This is a genomic window from Acinetobacter lactucae, from assembly GCF_013122135.1.
Lineage (GTDB): Bacteria > Pseudomonadota > Gammaproteobacteria > Pseudomonadales > Moraxellaceae > Acinetobacter > Acinetobacter lactucae.
Window position 1 is genome coordinate 565,813 of record NZ_CP053391.1, and the last position, 18,598, is coordinate 584,410.

Below are 18,598 nucleotides of genomic sequence, written 5' to 3' on the forward strand. Positions count from 1 at the left end.
GACAATACAAGAAAATAAAAAAGATATATTAACTCTATTTTACATTAGATATGATACTCGCTGTTTAAAAGGGGAATAGCTTAATGAAGATTTATGTTGTAACTATCGAAGATGAAAAATCACCTCGTTTAAGTAAATTCCTCAATCAAAACTTTTTTGAACAAGGAAATTTGCCGATAACAAAAATAGGAATTAAAGGTGGAGAGCTTTCAGCAAAAGAATATTTTGAAAAAGCTGTAAAAGGACGCTCAAAACCATTAACTCCAGCAGAGTTAGGCTGTACCTTGTCTCATCTTTTAGCTTTAGAAAAGTTTCTAGAAACAAGTGAGCAATTTGCTTTAATTTTTGAAGATGATGCTATTTTGCCTGTAGAGTTAAACCTAAGAGATTTGGAAACGGAACTTAAAAACTTCAACTTGCCTCAAAATATTTTATTTAGTTTAGGTGGCATACAAATGAAGGAAAGTTTAAAAGTTAGAGGCATAATAAAAGAAAAGAAATTATTTAATAAAGGGGTGTTAGAAGTACATCCTCACTTTTATAATCGCGTAAATTATGCTGTTGCATACGTGGTTGATCGAGAAATGGCAAAAAATTTAATTGCTTATCATCAATTAATTAGAAAAGCAGATGACTGGAGTTATTTATTTGATTTCAACGAAAACTCTCATATCTTGATGACATATTTAATCGATCATCCTGTAATTAATATAGGTGAAAAAGATACACAATTAAGCGCGATTGAAGGAGAACGTGTAAAGTCATTTGATTTACCTAAAAGCCGTTATGGTGAATCTATAAGCTATAATTTTGCGAAATTAAAATATAAAAAATATCCCTTTAACAAATAAATTAAAGAAAAAAGAGGTAATTTAATTACCTCTTTTTTCAAATCTAAAAAATAAATTTAAAAGTCTAAAAAAGAATTATTTTTAAACTTATTTTTAAGTACATATGGTGTTAAAAGAGCGCGATCAGATCCAATTAATTTAATCAAATGAGGCATTCGTTCTGGTCTATGTTTTAAGACTAAAGCTTCAATAAAATAAATATTACATTTTAAATCAATATTTTGGTATAAAAAGGCATTCTTATCACAATTAATTAGCGAGATACTAATTGGTACTTCTCGTAAGACTTTTTGACAAGCTACATAAGCGATTAGATATTCAAGTAAGCCTATATTCTGAAAATATTCTGAATAATTTTCTTTTGTATTTCGTATCTCAGAAATATATTCTTTAACACCAAGTTTTAAGGCATAAGATAACTCATCTAACCACTTTTTAAAGAAAATATTTCCTTTTTCTGAAGCAAGTAGCCAATTCTCTATAACTGGATATTCTTGTACAGTAGTATTTGCAGCTCGATAATATGCAAAAGCAGATGTCTTATTTTTCTGACAAATATCTGTAATCCAGTCCAGATTAGTATAAGTTATAATACTTGCATCTAACCATATTCCCCCATAATAATAAAGAAGATAAAATCTTAACAAATCCGATTTCTGTTGGGGAGTTAAGTTTTTATAAGCTGAAAAATCAAAATCACAAAATTCTGATATATTTTCAGTATTTAAAATATGAATTTGATACTCTGGATTTAATTGCTTGACTTGATTGAAACATCTTTTTACCAGTTCAGGTATTTTTGAGTCCCAATACATCCAAATTATTTTCGGTATAATAATTGGGGGGTTAACCAAAGGATTTAAGATAATTGGATCTGCAAAATTCTCTGAGTCAATATTCTTAAATCTTATATCTTTATAGAACCTTAAATTAAATGTTAAATAACGAAAAAGTTTTCTTGTAGATTTTCGTAACCCCATGACGACCTCAAAATGACAAATAAAAATTTCTTTCTATTTATCCGAATTTCCTCTTAAAACCATATAAATCAATGCAACAAAAATAAGCAATGCACCAACTAAGCTACTTACACAGAAAAATAAAATTCGTTGATTTGTAGTCATGTTAAATAATTCATTTGCAAGGATATAGCGCATGAAAAACCATTGTGCGAGGGAGAATACAATCACCACTAAAGCATGTCGACGTACATCAGGGCGCATAGCCATAAAGCTGACCTCTTAATTAAAAGCAGCCTATTATGCCACTGACGTGCTTTTTCGCAAAGCATAGCTTATGAAAATTGAATGTTTGTTTAATACTGTCTAATAAAAAACCCTGCATAAGCAGGGTTTTTTAATTTGAAAATCTAAAAAATTATTTAGATTCTTCAGCTTTTGGCTTTTCACGTAAGCGGATGCCCAAGTCACGAAGCTGATTTGCTTCAACAGGAGCAGGTGCTTGAGTAAGTGGACATTCAGCAGTCTTAGTTTTCGGGAATGCAATAACGTCACGAATTGAAGTCGCGCCAGTCATAAGCATAACTAAACGGTCAAGACCGAATGCCAAACCACCGTGAGGAGGAGCGCCATAACGAAGTGCATTAAGTAAGAAGCTGAATTTCTCTTCTGCTTCTTCATCAGAAATACCAAGCGCTTCAAAAATCGCTTTTTGCATTTCTAATGTGTAAATACGAAGTGAACCACCACCAACTTCAGTACCGTTCAATACCATGTCGTAAGCAACAGAAAGTGCTTCACCTGGATTGCTCTTCACATCTTCTACGCTAGATTTAGGCAGCGTGAATGGATGATGAACAGAAGTCCATTTACCATCGTCAGTTTCTTCAAACATTGGGAAATCAACAACCCAAAGTGGAGCCCACTCACAAGTTGAAAGATTCAAGTCGTGACCAATCTTGACACGAAGCGCGCCCATTGCATCATTTACGACTTTAGCTTTATCCGCACCGAAGAATACGATATCGCCATCTTGTGCGCCAACACGTTCCAACAGTTCAAGTACAATCGGTTCAATGAATTTAACGATTGGAGATTGAAGACCTTCAATTCCTTTAGCAAGTTCATTAACTTTAATGTAAGCCAAACCTTTTGCACCATAGATGCCAACGAATTTGGTGTATTCATCGATTGCACTACGTGGCAATGATGCTGCACCTGGAACACGTAAGGCAACAATACGACCTTTAGGATCTTTTGCAGGACCAGCGAATACTTTGAACTCTACTTCTTGCATTAAGTCTGCAACGTCAACGAGTTTCAACGGAATACGCAAATCTGGTTTGTCAGATGCATAGTCACGCATTGCTTCGCTATATGGCATACGGCGGAATTTTTCAAATTTTACGCCAAGCAAGTCGTTAAATAATTTAACAGTCATGCCTTCCATCAAATCCATAATTTCATCGTCATTTAAGAACGATGTTTCAATGTCGATTTGAGTAAATTCTGGCTGACGGTCAGCACGCAAGTCTTCATCACGGAAACATTTCGCGATTTGGTAGTAACGATCAATACCACCCACCATCAACAATTGTTTAAACAATTGTGGTGATTGTGGAAGTGCGTAGAAGCTACCATTTTGTACACGACTTGGTACTAAATAGTCACGTGCGCCTTCAGGAGTTGCACGAGTTAAAATCGGAGTTTCAACGTCTAAGAAACCGTGATCGTCTAAATAATTACGGATCAAGTTAGTTACTTTAGAACGGAAACGTAAGCGATCTAACATTTCTGGACGACGGATGTCCAAGAAACGATATTTTAAACGGTGTTCTTCTGACACGTTAATCGTGTCATCATTTAACGGGAATGGTGGAGTTTCAGAAGCAGCAAGAACTTCGATTTCTTTGCCTAAAACTTCGATTTGACCACTCACCATATTTTGGTTTTCAGTACCTTCATAACGGCGACGAACACGACCTGTAATTTTTAATACATATTCAGAACGTGCTTTATCTGCAGTTGCAAATGCTTCTGGAGTATCTGGGTCAATAACCACTTGAACGAGACCATCACGGTCACGCATATCAAGGAAAATAACACCGCCATGGTCACGGCGACGATGTACCCAACCGCATAGTGTAACGGTCTGGTCGATTTGGGCTTCAGTTAAAGAGCCACAGTAATGAGTTCGCATCATGATGAAGATTATCCAAACTATATTGGCTGAAAGGACGGATGCGTAAACCGCGCACCGTCAAAAAAGTAAGTTTTCGATTATGCCTTGTTGGATGGTTTGTCACAAGAACTAGATCAAAAAACCGCAGAAATTAACCCGAAAATGAGCAATTTGGCAGCACTTTTAGTTATTCATCCCATTCTTTTTTGCCGATCTAAAACCAAGAATAGTAAGCATCCTAAGCTAAAGCTACTTAGCCAGCCTTGCATAAATTCATTAATAGAGCGGCCGGTGAAATAATAGGTATTGGCATGCCAAACTTCATGAGGAATATAGCGGGCATAATCCCAAAAAGAAAATAGGCCTAGCACTGTAGATAGAATTAACAGACACCATGCAAAACTTTTAATTTTATAGTTTACTTTCCAGTGTTGTTTATAGCGCTGATAATAGTGAATACACATCCAAGCAATAAAAGGTAAAGCAAGAGCAGAGGAGCCTAACTGTAAAAGACGATGTAAGGGATAAGGGTGCCCAAAAAGATGAACTGTGGTTGCTAATACATCTTTAAATATAAAAGTCCGAAAGTCCGAGTGTGTTAGACCATCCCAGATTAAATGTGTCGCAATTCCTAAAATAAGTGCGAGTAATGTTCCAATAAAAAATAAAAAAATACCTTTTAAAGAGTTGAGGCCAAGATCATGTTGAATGCCGAAAAAACGATAAATTACAGGCCTGTAAAGTAAATACCAAATTGCACAGAATAATAACCCTAATGCAAGGTTTGGGTAGAAAAGTCCCTTCCATTGATGAGTCAACATACCTGATTGCATCGTAAATAAGCGGTAAAGATCGGGTGTCATACTGCCAATTGCTAAAGCTGCAACTGGTAAAGTGTTTTGGCTAAGCTTTGAAAGAGGTGGTGCTATAACGGCATGAGAGATGGTAAAAGGCATTAGAAATCAGAAATTACTCACATCATTTAAGTGGCAGTCTAACGAATCATCTGTTTAGAAATGTTTTTTATTGCAAAACAATTGAAATGTTATAATATAACAAAACAAAAGGCGTAGCGATCAGAGAATCACCTCATGTTGTTCTATAAAAATATTTTGACCATATCCATTTTGGCTGCAATATCGATACCTGTATTTGCAGCAGAAAGTGAAAATGTTGAAAAGTTAGAAACTATTCGTATTAAGGCTCATCCACTTGAGCAAACTTCACAAGATTTTGCTGTGGCAGATACTGTTGTTGATCAAAAGCATTTGACGCAAGGCGCTGCTACCATTGGGGATGCACTGAGTAGTGAAGTAGGAATTTACGCCAATCAGTTTGGAGCTGGTTCGAGTCGTCCAGTCATCCGTGGACAAGATGGACCACGCGTTAAAGTACTCCAAAATTCATCAGAAAATATTGATGTCTCGACGTTGTCTCCTGACCATGCCGTAACGGTAGATCCTGTGCTTGCAAAACAAGTCGAAGTAATTCGGGGTCCTTCAACTTTACTGTTTGGTGCGGGGACTGTCGGTGGTTTAGTTAACGTCATTGATAACAAGATCCCTACGCAAATGCCTGAAAACGGTTATGAAGGACAAGTTGGCTTACGTTACAACACTGGAAGTGATGAAAAACTGGCGAGCGCTGGCGTAACTGTTGGCTTGGGTAGCCAAGTTGCTTTACGTGTTGAGGGGTTAACTCGTGATGCGAATAATTATATTGCACCAAATTATATTCATGAAGGTGAAAAAGAGCGCCGTGTAGACAATACTTTTGCTCAGGGTGATTCAGTTAACGTTGGTTTGTCTTGGATTTATGACCGTGGTTATACGGGTATTTCTTATAGCAATCGCAGAGACCAATATGGCTTACCAGGGCATAGCCATGAATACGAAAGTTGTAGTGCTCATCTAGGTGGAAGACCGCATTTGCATTGTGGAGACCATGAACATGAAGAGGGTGAAGAAGGTCACGATCATGAGCATGAAGAACATGGGCACGAACATGGCGGCCCATGGATTGATTTAAAATCTGAGCGTTATGATTTTAAAACCGAGTTAAATGATCCATTCGCCGGCTTCCAAAAGTTACGTGCACAAGCGAGCTATACTGACTATCAGCACGACGAAATTGAAGAAGGAACAATTGCGACCCGATTCCAAAACAAAGGCTATGATGGTCGTATTGAGTTAGTACATAACCCGATTGCAAGTTGGGAAGGAGTAATTGGCGCACAGCTAGGTCAACAGAAATTGGATTTAACTGGCGAAGAAGCATTTATGGCTCCGACCACTACCAAAAAGTGGAGTGTATTTGCTTTAGAACATAAACAATGGAAAGACGTACATTTTGAGCTTTCTGCCCGTGCAGATCAGCAAGAGATTGATGTAGACGATAACTCTAAACAAGATTTTGATGGTTCGGCATTTTCTTATGCAGGTGCTGCGAATTGGGAGTTTGCACCGAACTATAAACTGTCTTTTGTTGCATCACATCAAGAGCGTTTACCTTTAGCTCAAGAGCTATATGCAAATGGTGGACATTTTGCGACGAATACTTATGAGTTGGGGAATGATCAACTCAGTAAGGAAAAATCGAATAATGTTGAATTAGGTTTGCATTTTGATAATGACAAACTTGATTATCATCTTCATGTTTACCATAACTGGTTTGACGACTACATCTATGCACAAACCCTTGACCGTTATAAAGACTTCCGTTTAGTCCAATATACTCAAGATAAAGCACGTTTCTATGGCGCTGAGGGTGAAATTGGTTATCAAATTACCCCAATGTACAAGATCAGTGCTTTTGGTGACTATGTACGCGGTAAAATTGATGCAGAAGGAAACGCTCCACGTATTCCAGCGGGACGTTTAGGTACTAAAGTTGATGCAGATTTTGGCGATGGCTTTAGCGGTTCTGCCGAGTACTACCATGTCTTTAATCAAGATAAGATCGCAGCTTACGAGACCGAAACTGATGGCTATAACATGCTTAATCTAGGTGTGGCATATTCTGGACAATATGGTGCAAAAACAGATTACCGTGTTTATATGAAAGCGAATAACCTGTTAGATGACAAGGTTTATCAACATGCTTCGTTCTTATCAAATATTCCACAAGTTGGACGCAATTTTACAGTAGGTGTTGATTTTAGTTTTTAAGGCTTTAACACGAAACTAAACTTGAAAAATCAATCCAAAAGACCTAATTTGAAACCATCAAGTTAGGTCTTTTTTATGCGTATTTTTCAACGAATTCATCAAAAAATAAATTGGTCAGGGCGTCGTTATATGGCGGTATTACTTTGCGTTGTTGCTATTGCATATCTTGCGTCAGCAATTTATCACACAGTAAAACCATTACCACAAGGGATTAACTTTAGTGGCAAGCTTAGACATGCCGATGTTAAATTTTTGGCAGACAAAACTTATCTTGATGCAAAAGGGCAACAGCAGGTTGACCAGCACATTTTTGATGAAATTTTGAAAATGATTGATGAGGCGAAAACCACGATTGTGGTGGATATGTTTTTGTTTAATTCTGAAGTGGGTGACTCAAAACTCAAGCAAAGACCGTTAATGCAAGAGTTAACCGATGCATTAGTGAGTAAGAAAAGACAGAACCGCCAAATTCAGATCGTTATGATTACCGACCCGATTAACTCAGTCTACGGTGGTCTAAGCCCCGAACACTACCGTCAGTTACGTCAGGCAGGCGTCGATGTGATTGAAACCAATTTAACTCCTTTGCGTGCTTCTAACCCGTTTTGGTCTGGGTTCTGGTACATCTGCTGTCAAAACATTGGCAATAATCCTGAAAAGGGCTGGTTACCAAATCCCTTTGGTGATGAAAAAATTACACTGCGCAGCTATCTAAACTTATTTAATTTTAAGGCCAATCACCGTAAGACTGTTGTGGTCGATACCGATGCTGGTTGGAAGTCATTGGTGACCTCAGCAAATCCACACGATGGCAGTTCTAGACATTCTAATGTCGCGTTGGTTGTAACAGGGGCGACAGCTGCTGATGTTCTTCAAACTGAAGCTGCTGTTGCGCAAATGTCAGGCAGTAGCTCTCCATCGCTCATTTTAGGTGACTTTGAAAAAGACGTAACCAAACCTCAAGTTCAGGTGTTAACTGAAGGGGCGATTTATCAATCTGTATTGAAATTGATTAATTCAGCGAAGCCGAAAGAGCACCTTGATTTAAGTATGTTCTATTTGTCTGAACGTAAAATTATTCAAGCACTGAAAAATGCTCAAGAGAGAGGCGTTATTGTCCGAGTTTTGCTTGACCCAAATAAAGATGCGTTTGGTCGACAAAAGAATGGTATTCCTAACCGTCAAGTAGCTTCAGAGTTACATGCTGCCGGCATTCCAATCCGTTGGTGTGATACCCACGGTGAGCAAAACCATAGCAAAATGATTTTGAAATATAATGGCCAACAAGCTGAGTTGATTGTAGGATCGGCCAATTTTACGGCCCGTAATTTAAAAAATTATAACCTTGAAACGGATATGTTGGTCATTGGCAAAGTTCAAGATCAACTCTTTAAAGATGCGCAAGATTACTTCAATACCTCGTGGTCAAACCTAAAAGATAGACAGATGAGCGTGGATTACGCGAAGTATGCAGATGAGTCTAAAGTGAAGTATTGGATTTATCGTTTTATGGAATGGTCAGGGTTGTCGACTTTCTAACGAAAACAGTCTTGGAATTTTCCAAAAACTGGCAAGGTGATTGGCGACATGGATGTCGCCGTTTCACTGTGTTGCAGGGAAGCAACATCAGTGAAACAAAGGTTTTTGTCACTTTTGACCTTTCAAAAGTGAGGCACTAGCCTATACAAAAGAAATTAGAACATCACTGTAAGTAACGGCTGTGCAATAAGAAGAATAAAAGTAAATAATATGATTTTAAGGCGCTGGCGGAATCAATTGATCCAAAGCCTTATCATCTAACTTCTCTATTTCACTCAAATCAGTCTTAATTTTCCACTGCGACTCATCTTCAACAGGATTCGGTAAACGTGCTTCAAGCCAGTCACAGACAACATCTGGAGAAAATTCAGGATGATTACATTGAATAATCCATGATAAAAAATCTTTGGCTTCACCGTTCATGTAAGGTGGTGGTGAAACAGGGAAGAATAATGTGGGTAGACGTTCATTCGTCGATAAATAATTTAAAACATGACCAAGTTCTTGTACTGTTTGCCATGCAAGGGCATGCTCTACGTCAATACTGAACTTAAACCACCAAGCATGTTCGCCATCTGCTCCATGAGCCATAATTCGGGCTTCTTGTACACTTGGAACTTTACAAAAAAATTGATGAAGACGCTCAAAACTGATTTCAGACACAGCAATTGACCTAGTTTGAAAAATGCTAATGGTAGCACAGATACAGATTCTTCATATTTTCTTTATAGTCATTACAAAGTTTAGCAATCAAAGCTGTTTTATTCATGGTTTCTCCTTGAGTCTCTTCTAATCTAGCTTCATATCAAGATTAAAAGGAAATAGGCCATGAAAAAGCCAATCGTTCTTGTACTTTCGACATTAATGTTAGGTATATCAGCTACCGCGATGGCCGATTCTGGACACCGTTGGGATAATAACCATGGTAAAAACCATGATCGATATGAGCATCGTGATGATCGCCGTCATGATTATCGTAATGATCATCGAGCACCAGCTTGGTCGAATTCTGATCGTGGCAAGCATTATGGTAACTATGTTGCTTTTAAACGTGGTGAACGTATTCCTACTCAGTATCGCCATAGCCGCTATTATGTTTCGGACTGGCGAGCACACCGTTTATATGCGCCACCACGTGGATACCACTGGGTTAAAACCCCTAATCAATACTTATTAGTAGACTCGAGACACAATATTTACCGAGTTCGTTAAATGTAAAATAAAAAAGGCCTCAATATTGAGGCCTTTTTTTATGCTAACTCGTCATCTTGTGGTTGAGGAGTTTTCAAATTGTTTGAGGCTTTTGCATGTTTCTCTTTCATCACTGAAGGATAATTCCAAGATGCAAAACGAACGACTAGAATAGATAAGGCTAAAATCAAAATTGAGCCAGTAATAATGACTTGATCGATATCTGCTTTGTGGTCATGTTGAATATCTGAAATGAGTAGACGGGTTAAGGCCGTAATTGCGACATAAATCAGAAAGCGCACAGGCATATGATTGGTTTTAAAGTAAATTCCAACCATTGCTCCAAGTTCTAAGTAGATAAATAATAATAAAATATCATCAATTGAAGCATACTTCTTGACGGTCAGAATTTCAAAAACTGTATTGGCTGCGGACCATGCCACCATACACCCGATAATAAACAAGGCTGAATAATGAAAAGCTTCAACGGCATAATGACCAAATCGGTCCAGAATGCGCTCATATTTTTTGGGATCAGGCATAGTAAAGTCTTTTATTTACTTAGGAATGTTTAGAAATTAAACAAATTTTATGCCAATTGAAATAGTAAAAATAAAATAAAAAAAACGCCTGATTTTTCAGGCGTCTTTACTAAGTTTTAATTCAACTCGGGTGTTAAGGTTATTTTCACTATAAAACGGAAAGCCTATTTCAAATTTGTATATTGTTGAATCACTTCATTAAGTGAAACATGACCTAAAAAATGACCGATACTCTCAGGAGGCTGTTCTTGCTCAATTGCATGTGCGAATTTTACGGCTGGTTCATTTTGTAATTGTTCATAAAGACGTTTACAGTTTGGAAATTGATCAATATCAATAACATCATGATATTTTAACCAGCGTGAGATACCAGCGTAGTAGCCATCCACAAAAGATAATTGATCGCCCATTAGCCAAGTTTGATTTATCAGGCTATTTTCTAAAGCTGTAAATGCTTTTTTAACTTGGGCTGCTCCATATTCACGCAATGCTTGTTTACTACCTTCTGATGAAGAATGTTCAAGGCTATACCAGAGTGGGCTAAATGCATTGAATAAAGTCGTATTCAAAAAAGCTAGTTTCTGATTAAACATATTAAGTTGTTCTGTTCCTTGTTCATAGTGAAAAGCCGCATTCAAGCTTTTTGCCATGATATGGTTCAAGATCGCCATGCTTTCCGTTAAAACTTTGCCATTGTCGTAGAGCAGAGCAGGCGTTTCACCCATTGGATTAATTCGGCGGTATTCCTCGGTGTTGCATTGAGCTGGCATCTCGATTCTACAAAGTTGATAGGGCAAACCTGACCATTCCAACGCAACAATGGAACCAAATGAACAACCAGAAGGGACGCCATAAAATAAAGTAAAAGTTGACATGATGATTACTCTTTTGTGATGTGTAAAATCATCTTAAGTCGGCAGAAAAGTTTCTAGTAGTCAGGTATTATGAAACTTATTGTCTACATATATGGACATTGAAAAATGCGACTTAGACAAAATTTGAATGATGTTTATCTTTTTGTCGTTGCTGTAGAGCATCAAGGATTTTCTGCCGCATCTAAACAGCTTAATTTACCTAAATCAACGATTAGTAAGCGTGTTGCAATATTAGAAAATAAGCTAGGCTTAACCTTAATTCATCGTAGTTCACGTAGTTTTGTCTTAAGTGAAGCAGGAAAACTGTTTTATCAACATGCCAAAAATGCGGTCGATGAATTTCGTTACGCAGAAGAAAATTTACTAATACAACAACAAGAGCCAAGTGGTGTAGTCAGGTTGAGTGCTTCTGTACCGATTGCACAATATCTTTTATCTGAGTGTTTGCCTGAACTTGCAGAACGTTATCCTAAATTATTATTGCAAATAGAAGTAACGGATCGTTATGTTGATGTCATGAGTGAAAACTTTGATATCGTGATCCGTAGCCATTTTCAACCATTGCCGGATTCTGGATTAATTCAACGTGTACTTAAACACGATAAAATCATTGCTGTTGCAGCGCCTACATACTTAATGAATGTCGCTCCTATTCATACCCCAAAAGATTTGCTCAAACATGAAGGTTTATGGCCTGACTTACAAATGAATCCATGGCATTTTCAAAATATACATGGTCAGAAAGAAGTCGTAAGGCCAAATGTTCGCTTTGTGGCGAATGAGTCGGAAATCTTGAAGGGAGCTGCAAAAAGAGGAATCGGTATTACGCTTTTACCTGAAACTTTTTGTATTAATGAATTAGCAAATGGGAGCTTAATGAATGTTCTGCCAGATTGGTCTGCTGGTCATGTAACGACCAGTTTGCTTATGTTAACAAGGCGAGGGTTATTGCCTAGTGTAAATATTACTGCCGATTTCTTGGTCGAGAAATTAAAAACTTAAAAGGTATTCTACTTTTTATTGTTGGAAACAAAAAACGCCTGATTATTCAGACGTTTTTTATGAAAAAGATTAATTAAGCTTGATTGGTAAAGTAATCTTCACTAAAGCCCATAATCAAGTTAGAACCAGCTTTAATTTTTGCAATACGCGCATCAATATCAGGCAAGATACGTTCAACAAAGTATTGCGCTAAAGCAAGTTTGTTTTGGTAGAAATCACCCGACTTATCTTTTGCTGCTGCTGAAATTTTTGCAAACATATACGCGAAGCTGAGTAGACCCACTGCATGTAAATAATCAACAGCAGCCGAGTTCGGGAACTCTACATTTTCAGCAGCTTGCTCAATAATAAACTGAGTGATTGCTTCGATTTCAGTTGCAGCATCTAAAGTTGCATCTTTAATGAAGTTCAAATCGGTATCTAAGTCATTTGCAAAGTCACGAATTTCAGTGATGTATTCAGCAATGAACGCACCGCCACATTTAATGGTTTTACGACCAATTAAATCTTGAGATTGAACGCCGTTAGTTCCTTCGTAGATTTGAGCAATACGAAGATCACGAATACATTGCTCCATGCCCCATTCACGAATATAACCGTGACCACCGAACACCATCTGAGCATCTAAAGTTGCTTGGAATGCTGTATCTGTGAGGTAAGCTTTTGCAATTGGAGTTAAAAGCGCAACGCGGTCATTGGCTTTTTTCACTGCTGCTGCATCAGTCGAGAATTTAGTGATATCGAGTTGTTGGCCTACATAGACTGCAAAAGCACGAGATGCTTCATTGTTTGCACGTACGTTTAACAACATACGACGTACATCACCATGGACTAAAATGCTGTCAGCAGGCTTATTTGGTGATTGAACACCAGCTGCACTACGACCTTGTAAACGGTCAGTCGCGTATTGAGCAGCATTTTGATATGCAAATTCAGAAGCGCCTAAACCTTGAATACCCATTGATAAACGTTCGTAGTTCATCATGACAAACATAGCAGCAAGACCTTCGTTCTCTTTACCAACGAGGAAACCTTTTGCTCCATCAAAGTTCATCACACAAGTTGCAGATGCTTTAATACCCATTTTATGTTCAATAGAACCTGGGCCAACATGGTTACGGTCACCTAAAGAACCATCTTCATTTACAAGGTATTTCGGTACGATAAATAGCGAGATACCACGTGAACCCGCAGGGGCATCTGGAGTTTTAGCGAGTACCAAGTGAATAATGTTTTCTGCTAAATCATGGTCACCGCCAGTGATAAAGATTTTAGTACCTGTGATGTTGTAAGTACCGTCTTCGTTACGTTCTGCTTTAGTTTTGATAATACCTAAATCAGTACCGGCATGTGGCTCGGTTAAGCACATGGTGCCTGACCATTCACCTGAATAAATCTTAGGTAAATACGTTTCTTTTTGCTCTTGAGATGCGTAGCTGCTTAAAGCCATACCTGCACCCACTGAAAGAAGCGGGTAGAGCATAAATGATGGGTTAGTCGCGAATAACATTTCATCAGAAAGAACGGTGAGCATTTTTGGCATGCCTTGACCGCCCCATTCTTCATCGGCACCTAAGCCAATCCAACCACCTTCTGCATATTGACGAAATGCATCTTTAAAACCAGCTGGTGTGAATACTTCGCCGTTTTCATAGCGAGCACCTTCTTCGTCACCGGTACGGTTTAATGGATGAGTCACGTTCTGAGCAAATTTAGCCATTTCTTCTAAAATTGCTTCAGCTGTTGCAGCATCTACATGAGCAAGTTTCTCATTAGACTGCCAAAATTGTTCTGCTTTGAATACATCATTTAAGATGAATTTCATATCAGCTAAAGGAGCATTGTAAATTGGCATAATCGTTCACCTTTTTTGTGCACATTGGCCTGTGCTAGATATCCTGTAAAACGAAATGGATATAGAATTTAAAGTGTAAATTTATCATTGATTTTATAAAAAAAGGACCGTCAAAACTGAGCAGTCCTTTTTTGTTTTTTAACATTGCATATCGCAACTAACTATGGTTAGAAAGCGAAATGTTCAGCGTCTAATGACATCAATGGATCTAGACCACCAGCAATAACATCTACATGTGAGCGAACACGTGGCAAGATTTTTTTGAAGTAGAAGCGAGCAGTAGTTACTTTCGCATTATAGAAGTCAACATCAGTTGTACCAGCTGCTAATTTCTCTTGTGCTACAAGCGCCATACGAGCCCATAGGTAAGCTAAAGTGATATAACCTGAGAAGTACAGGTAATCTACAGCGGCAGCGCCGACTTCATCTGGGTTTTGCATCGCACGCATACCGATTTGCATCGTTAGATCGCCCCATTCTTTGTTAAGAGCCGCAAGCGGTTCAACAAATTCTTTCATAGCAGCATTGTCTTTGTTTGCTTCTACAAATTTATGGATGATCTTAGTGAAGTCACGTAGCATTGCACCTTGAGTTTGCAATACTTTACGACCTAACAAATCAAGTGCTTGAATTTCAGTTGTACCTTCATACAAGCAAGCAATACGCGTATCACGTACAATTTGCTCCATACCATGCTCAGAAATAAAGCCATGACCACCGAAGACTTGTACACCATGCTTAGCAGATTCAGAACCTGTTTCAGTTAAGAATGCTTTTGCAATTGGAGTCAATAAAGACAAGATGTTGTCAGCAAACTTACGCTCTTCTTCAGTTTCGCCTTTTTCAACGACGTCAGCGTATTGAGCAAGTAAGTAAACAAGAGCACGACCGCCTTCAGCAAACGCTTTTTGAGTTAAAAGCATGTTACGAACAGCAGGGTGAACGATAATAGGATCTGCTTCTTTTTCTGGGGCTTTAGGACCAGAAAGTGAACGCATTGCTAAACGTTCTTTCGCGTAAGTCAACGCACCTTGGAAAGATGATTCAGACGCGGCTAAACCTTGAACAGCAGTACCAATACGTGCTGTGTTCATGAAGGTGAACATACAGTTCAAACCACGGTTTTCAGGTCCAATCAAGTAACCTTTCGCTTGGTCAAAGTTAATGACACAAGTGGCATTACCATGAATACCCATTTTGTGTTCGATAGAACCACAACGAACCGCATTACGCTCGCCCACAGTACCATCTGCATTTACATGGAATTTAGGAACGATGAATAATGAGATACCTTTGGTACCTTTTGGTGCACCTGGTAAACGAGCAAGAACGATATGAATGATGTTCTCAGCCATGTCATGTTCACCAGCAGAGATAAAGATTTTCTCGCCAGAAATTGCATAGCTACCGTCAGCATTTGGTTCTGCTTTAGAACGGATAATACCTAAGTCAGAACCTGCATGAGATTCAGTTAAGCACATCGTACCTGTCCAAACACCTGAAACAAGGTTTGGTAAATAAGTATTTTTTTGTTCATCAGAACCGTGATGTTCTAATGTACGTACAGCTCCGTGAGACAAGCCAGGGTACATACCCCAAGACCAGTTTGCTGTACCAACCATTTCAGAAATTGCAATACCTAAAGAGTTAGGTAAAGCCTGACCACCGTATTGTTCTTCTGCTGATAAAGACGGAAAGCCAAGTTCAATATATTTTTGATAAGCTTCTTTAAAGCCTGTTGGAGTGGTAACTACGCCATCATTCCAAGTACAACCTTCACGGTCGCCAACTTGGTTTAAAGGAGAAAGTTCATTTTCACAAAAGTCTGCCGCAGCTTCTAAATATTGATCAACCAATTCACGGCTTACGTTACCTTGGAAATCAGGTAATTTTGCATAGTGTTCTTCAGCATTTAATAATTCATGCAAAACGAATTGCATATCACGTAAGGGCGCTTTGTATTGTGGCATATCGGGTTCCTCAATACTGGTGAAACCAGAGTTATAATCTTAATCTATGAGAATGTGCCATGAGGCACCTTGGACTATTACATCGTGCAACAACTTGCATAACTGCACAAGCACCTCAGGACCTTTACTTTGTGACTGCAAAGTCAAGAAAAAAATGCTTAAACTAGCTAAGTGCTTTGAGTGTAAACACTTTTGGTTATGTTTATATGATACAAATAGTCAAAATCGTAAACAGTTATGTATAAACAAAAGGCGCCTATAGGCGCCTTTTGTTTTATGATTTTTAGAATTATTTTACTTGAGCTGATGCAGGAGCAGGGGCGTTAACTGCTGGTTGAGGGCGCTTTGGTTCAAAACGAAGGTTACAAGTACCTTCAAGTGTCTTATCTCCAACTTGAACATTTACTGCTTGTCCGTTGGCCTTACCATCACATGCTTTTTGGATTTGTTGAAAGCGAGCTTGACGTTCTGCACGGTGCTGTTCCCATGCTGCTTTTTGTTCTGGTGTGAACTCACGATGTTTCATACGGTGGTGGCCTTCACGTGGACCATCTTGCATCATTCCACGCTCTGGCTTTGGTGGTTGAGTCGTCGATTGACACGCCGCTAAACTTCCCATTGTTACAATTGCCGCACTGAATAATGCAATTTTTGCCGTCATTTTCATATCTAAAGCCTTTTAATGTTGTGTTTACTGATGGGTTAAAGATTAGATAATAAAGATGTAGAAACAATGGAGAGTTTTTCTTTTCGTTGTTGGTTACAATGCGAAATATAGGGTAAAAATGAGAGAGTGCTTTTGAACGTTCTACGTGTTCCCATTGCATTACGGTTGTTTTTGACAGTCTTGCTCACCACATTGCTTATTGCGACTGCAAGCTTGAGTGTTTTGCACTGGACAATGCAAAAGAACTTTGCCAAATATGTGGCTGACGTTGAAATGCAGAAACTCGACCGTCTCATTACCAATTTGGGCGATGTCTATACGGTGTACCATGATTGGGGGAATGCGATTCAGGCACAGATTTTACAAATCGAAGGAACCGCGGCTCCCGATGACTATGATCGTCTTTCGCAGTGGTGGCTTCGTCGTCAATATGATATTGCCATACAACAGCATTCTTTCGATGAACATGCCCTTATTAATATTTCACCGCAAGTTGCACCGACAAATAAAAATACTATTTTTAGCGATGAAGAGTTAAGAACGCTTGAGCAAAATTTACCTTCTCAATATCAACCCTTTGAAGGATTAAGATTCCCCTTAAGCGCAAACCAATTTCGCCCAAGTGATGATAAAAATAAATCAAAGAAAGGGAGCTTAAAAGATATTGAAACCCAAAATGGTAAAAAGCGTTTTATTGCTTTGCCTGACCGTTTGGGTTTGAGTTCCCGTTTATCTTTATATGATGCACGGCACCAGTTTGTTGTAGGTGAGCCGCCTTCTTCAGATCAGATGTCATTTCGCCCGATTATCTTAAACAATCAAGTGGTTGGATATTTAGGTTTAAAACCTGTTTTAGATAAAGAAGATGCTTTGAGTATTAATTTCTTTAGTAATCAAAAGCGCTATTTACTCTTAATTTATGCTTTAACTTTACTTTCAAGTCTAGTTGCAGCGCTATTAATGGCAACTTATTTTAAAAAGCCGATTCAGCGTTTATTAAATGCAACCAATGAATTAACGAAAGGAAATTATCAACATCAAGTTGTTATTAAACGAAATGATGAGTTGGGTGATTTATCAACTCAATTGAACCATTTGGCAGAAATTTTACATCAGCATGAAGAGTCGCGACGTCAATGGGTGGCAGATACTTCTCATGAGTTAAAAACGCCGCTGGCTGTATTACAAGCACAAATTGAAGCGATGCAAGACGGGATTCGAAAAGCGACTCCTGAACATTTAGATGCGATGATGCGTCAGGTTTCAAGCTTGAAAAAATTGACCCAAGACCTTGCAGATCTGGCACAGGCAGATGCCCAGCAGCTTAAGTGTTATTTAAGTTCTGTTAATCCGTGGGAAGTGGTATTACAAGAAGTTGAAAACTTTAAACCAAAACTTGAGCAGGCTGGTCTTGAAATTCAGGTTGAAGGGACAAGTTCTCCGCTATTATTAGACCGTGATCGATTTAAACAGATTGTTGTTAATTTAATTAGTAATAGTATTCGTTATACAGAAACAGGTGGCAAAATTCATATTCATACGAGCCAGACTCCTCAAGAGTGGACTTTGTATGTCGATGACAGTCCTTATGGTTTAAGTGATGAGCAGTTATCCCGTTTAGGTGAACGTTTCTATCGCGTAGATGATTCGCGTACGCGTAGTACAGGTGGAACAGGGCTTGGTTTGGCTTTGTCTTGTAAAATTGCGCAAGCGCTTGGTGGTACACTCAGTTTTGAACATTCACCATTAGGTGGTTTACGTTGTGTACTTACTTTTAAAAAGCAGAGTTAAATATAAA

At 38.4% G+C, this 18,598-nt stretch carries 16 protein-coding genes; 6 read left to right on the top strand and 10 right to left on the bottom strand.

From position 1 onward, the window contains the following. The first annotated feature begins 83 nt into the window (after positions 1-83). Entirely contained in the window at positions 84-851 is a 768-nt protein-coding gene (locus tag HLV59_RS02795; protein WP_171429286.1) for a glycosyltransferase family 25 protein, read from the top strand. A gap of 56 nt (positions 852-907) precedes the next feature. On the opposite strand, the gene HLV59_RS02800 is transcribed toward HLV59_RS02795, so the two are convergent. The 4 genes from HLV59_RS02800 to HLV59_RS02815 form a co-directional block, all read right to left on the bottom strand. After that, positions 908-1,831 carry a capsular polysaccharide synthesis protein gene (locus tag HLV59_RS02800; protein WP_171429287.1) on the bottom strand — a complete coding sequence of 308 codons (924 nt, stop codon included), beginning with the start codon at positions 1,829-1,831 and terminating at the stop codon, positions 908-910. Between the two features lie 33 nt (positions 1,832-1,864). Next, positions 1,865-2,080 carry a hypothetical protein gene (locus HLV59_RS02805; RefSeq protein ID WP_171429288.1) on the bottom strand — a complete coding sequence of 72 codons (216 nt, stop codon included), beginning with the start codon at positions 2,078-2,080 and terminating at the stop codon, positions 1,865-1,867. 148 nt (positions 2,081-2,228) lie between these two features. Beyond that, the gene (aspS, locus tag HLV59_RS02810) at positions 2,229-4,013 is read right to left on the bottom strand and encodes an aspartate--tRNA ligase (protein ID WP_005064200.1); all 1,785 of its coding nucleotides are present in this window, start codon (positions 4,011-4,013) and stop codon (positions 2,229-2,231) included. Between the two features lie 170 nt (positions 4,014-4,183). After that, the gene (locus HLV59_RS02815; protein ID WP_171429289.1) at positions 4,184-4,948 is read right to left on the bottom strand and encodes a DUF4184 family protein; all 765 of its coding nucleotides are present in this window, start codon (positions 4,946-4,948) and stop codon (positions 4,184-4,186) included. A 135-nt stretch (positions 4,949-5,083) separates the two neighbouring features. Between HLV59_RS02815 and znuD the strand changes: the two genes are divergently transcribed. Together znuD and HLV59_RS02825 are read left to right on the top strand one after the other, a co-directional pair. Then, the gene (znuD, locus tag HLV59_RS02820; RefSeq protein ID WP_171429290.1) at positions 5,084-7,159 is read left to right on the top strand and encodes a zinc piracy TonB-dependent receptor ZnuD; all 2,076 of its coding nucleotides are present in this window, start codon (positions 5,084-5,086) and stop codon (positions 7,157-7,159) included. A gap of 75 nt (positions 7,160-7,234) precedes the next feature. Then, the gene (locus tag HLV59_RS02825) at positions 7,235-8,698 is read left to right on the top strand and encodes a phospholipase D family protein (protein WP_171429291.1); all 1,464 of its coding nucleotides are present in this window, start codon (positions 7,235-7,237) and stop codon (positions 8,696-8,698) included. Between the two features lie 216 nt (positions 8,699-8,914). Here HLV59_RS02825 and HLV59_RS02830 read toward each other — a convergent pair whose 3' ends face one another. Next, on the bottom strand, positions 8,915-9,361 hold the full coding sequence (locus HLV59_RS02830; RefSeq protein WP_171429292.1) for a hypothetical protein: 447 nt from the start codon (positions 9,359-9,361) through the stop codon (positions 8,915-8,917). A gap of 165 nt (positions 9,362-9,526) precedes the next feature. On the opposite strand from HLV59_RS02830, the gene HLV59_RS02835 reads away from it, so the two are divergent. Further along, the gene (locus HLV59_RS02835) at positions 9,527-9,910 is read left to right on the top strand and encodes an RcnB family protein (protein ID WP_031949292.1); all 384 of its coding nucleotides are present in this window, start codon (positions 9,527-9,529) and stop codon (positions 9,908-9,910) included. Positions 9,911-9,948: 38 nt separating this feature from the next. Here the strand turns inward: HLV59_RS02835 and HLV59_RS02840 are convergent, their stop codons facing one another. Together HLV59_RS02840 and HLV59_RS02845 are read right to left on the bottom strand one after the other, a co-directional pair. Continuing rightward, positions 9,949-10,431 carry a phosphate-starvation-inducible protein PsiE gene (locus HLV59_RS02840; protein ID WP_016143470.1) on the bottom strand — a complete coding sequence of 161 codons (483 nt, stop codon included), beginning with the start codon at positions 10,429-10,431 and terminating at the stop codon, positions 9,949-9,951. Between the two features lie 164 nt (positions 10,432-10,595). Further along, positions 10,596-11,306, bottom strand: coding sequence for a glutathione S-transferase family protein (locus HLV59_RS02845; protein ID WP_171429293.1), 711 nt, complete (start codon positions 11,304-11,306; stop codon positions 10,596-10,598). A 123-nt stretch (positions 11,307-11,429) separates the two neighbouring features. On the opposite strand from HLV59_RS02845, the gene HLV59_RS02850 reads away from it, so the two are divergent. Beyond that, positions 11,430-12,308 carry a LysR substrate-binding domain-containing protein gene (locus tag HLV59_RS02850; RefSeq protein WP_171430568.1) on the top strand — a complete coding sequence of 293 codons (879 nt, stop codon included), beginning with the start codon at positions 11,430-11,432 and terminating at the stop codon, positions 12,306-12,308. 73 nt (positions 12,309-12,381) lie between these two features. Here the strand turns inward: HLV59_RS02850 and HLV59_RS02855 are convergent, their stop codons facing one another. From HLV59_RS02855 to HLV59_RS02865, 3 genes are all read right to left on the bottom strand, one after another. Next, positions 12,382-14,163, bottom strand: coding sequence for an acyl-CoA dehydrogenase C-terminal domain-containing protein (locus tag HLV59_RS02855; protein WP_171429294.1), 1,782 nt, complete (start codon positions 14,161-14,163; stop codon positions 12,382-12,384). Between the two features lie 167 nt (positions 14,164-14,330). After that, positions 14,331-16,133, bottom strand: a complete 1,803-nt coding sequence (locus tag HLV59_RS02860) for an acyl-CoA dehydrogenase C-terminal domain-containing protein (RefSeq protein WP_171429295.1) — start codon at positions 16,131-16,133, stop codon at positions 14,331-14,333. A 289-nt stretch (positions 16,134-16,422) separates the two neighbouring features. Then, positions 16,423-16,800 carry a hypothetical protein gene (locus HLV59_RS02865; protein ID WP_171429296.1) on the bottom strand — a complete coding sequence of 126 codons (378 nt, stop codon included), beginning with the start codon at positions 16,798-16,800 and terminating at the stop codon, positions 16,423-16,425. A gap of 132 nt (positions 16,801-16,932) precedes the next feature. On the opposite strand from HLV59_RS02865, the gene baeS reads away from it, so the two are divergent. Further along, complete coding sequence (gene baeS, locus HLV59_RS02870; protein ID WP_171429297.1) at positions 16,933-18,591, top strand: sensor histidine kinase efflux regulator BaeS; 1,659 nt, start codon at positions 16,933-16,935, stop codon at positions 18,589-18,591. Positions 18,592-18,598: the final 7 nt, after the last annotated feature.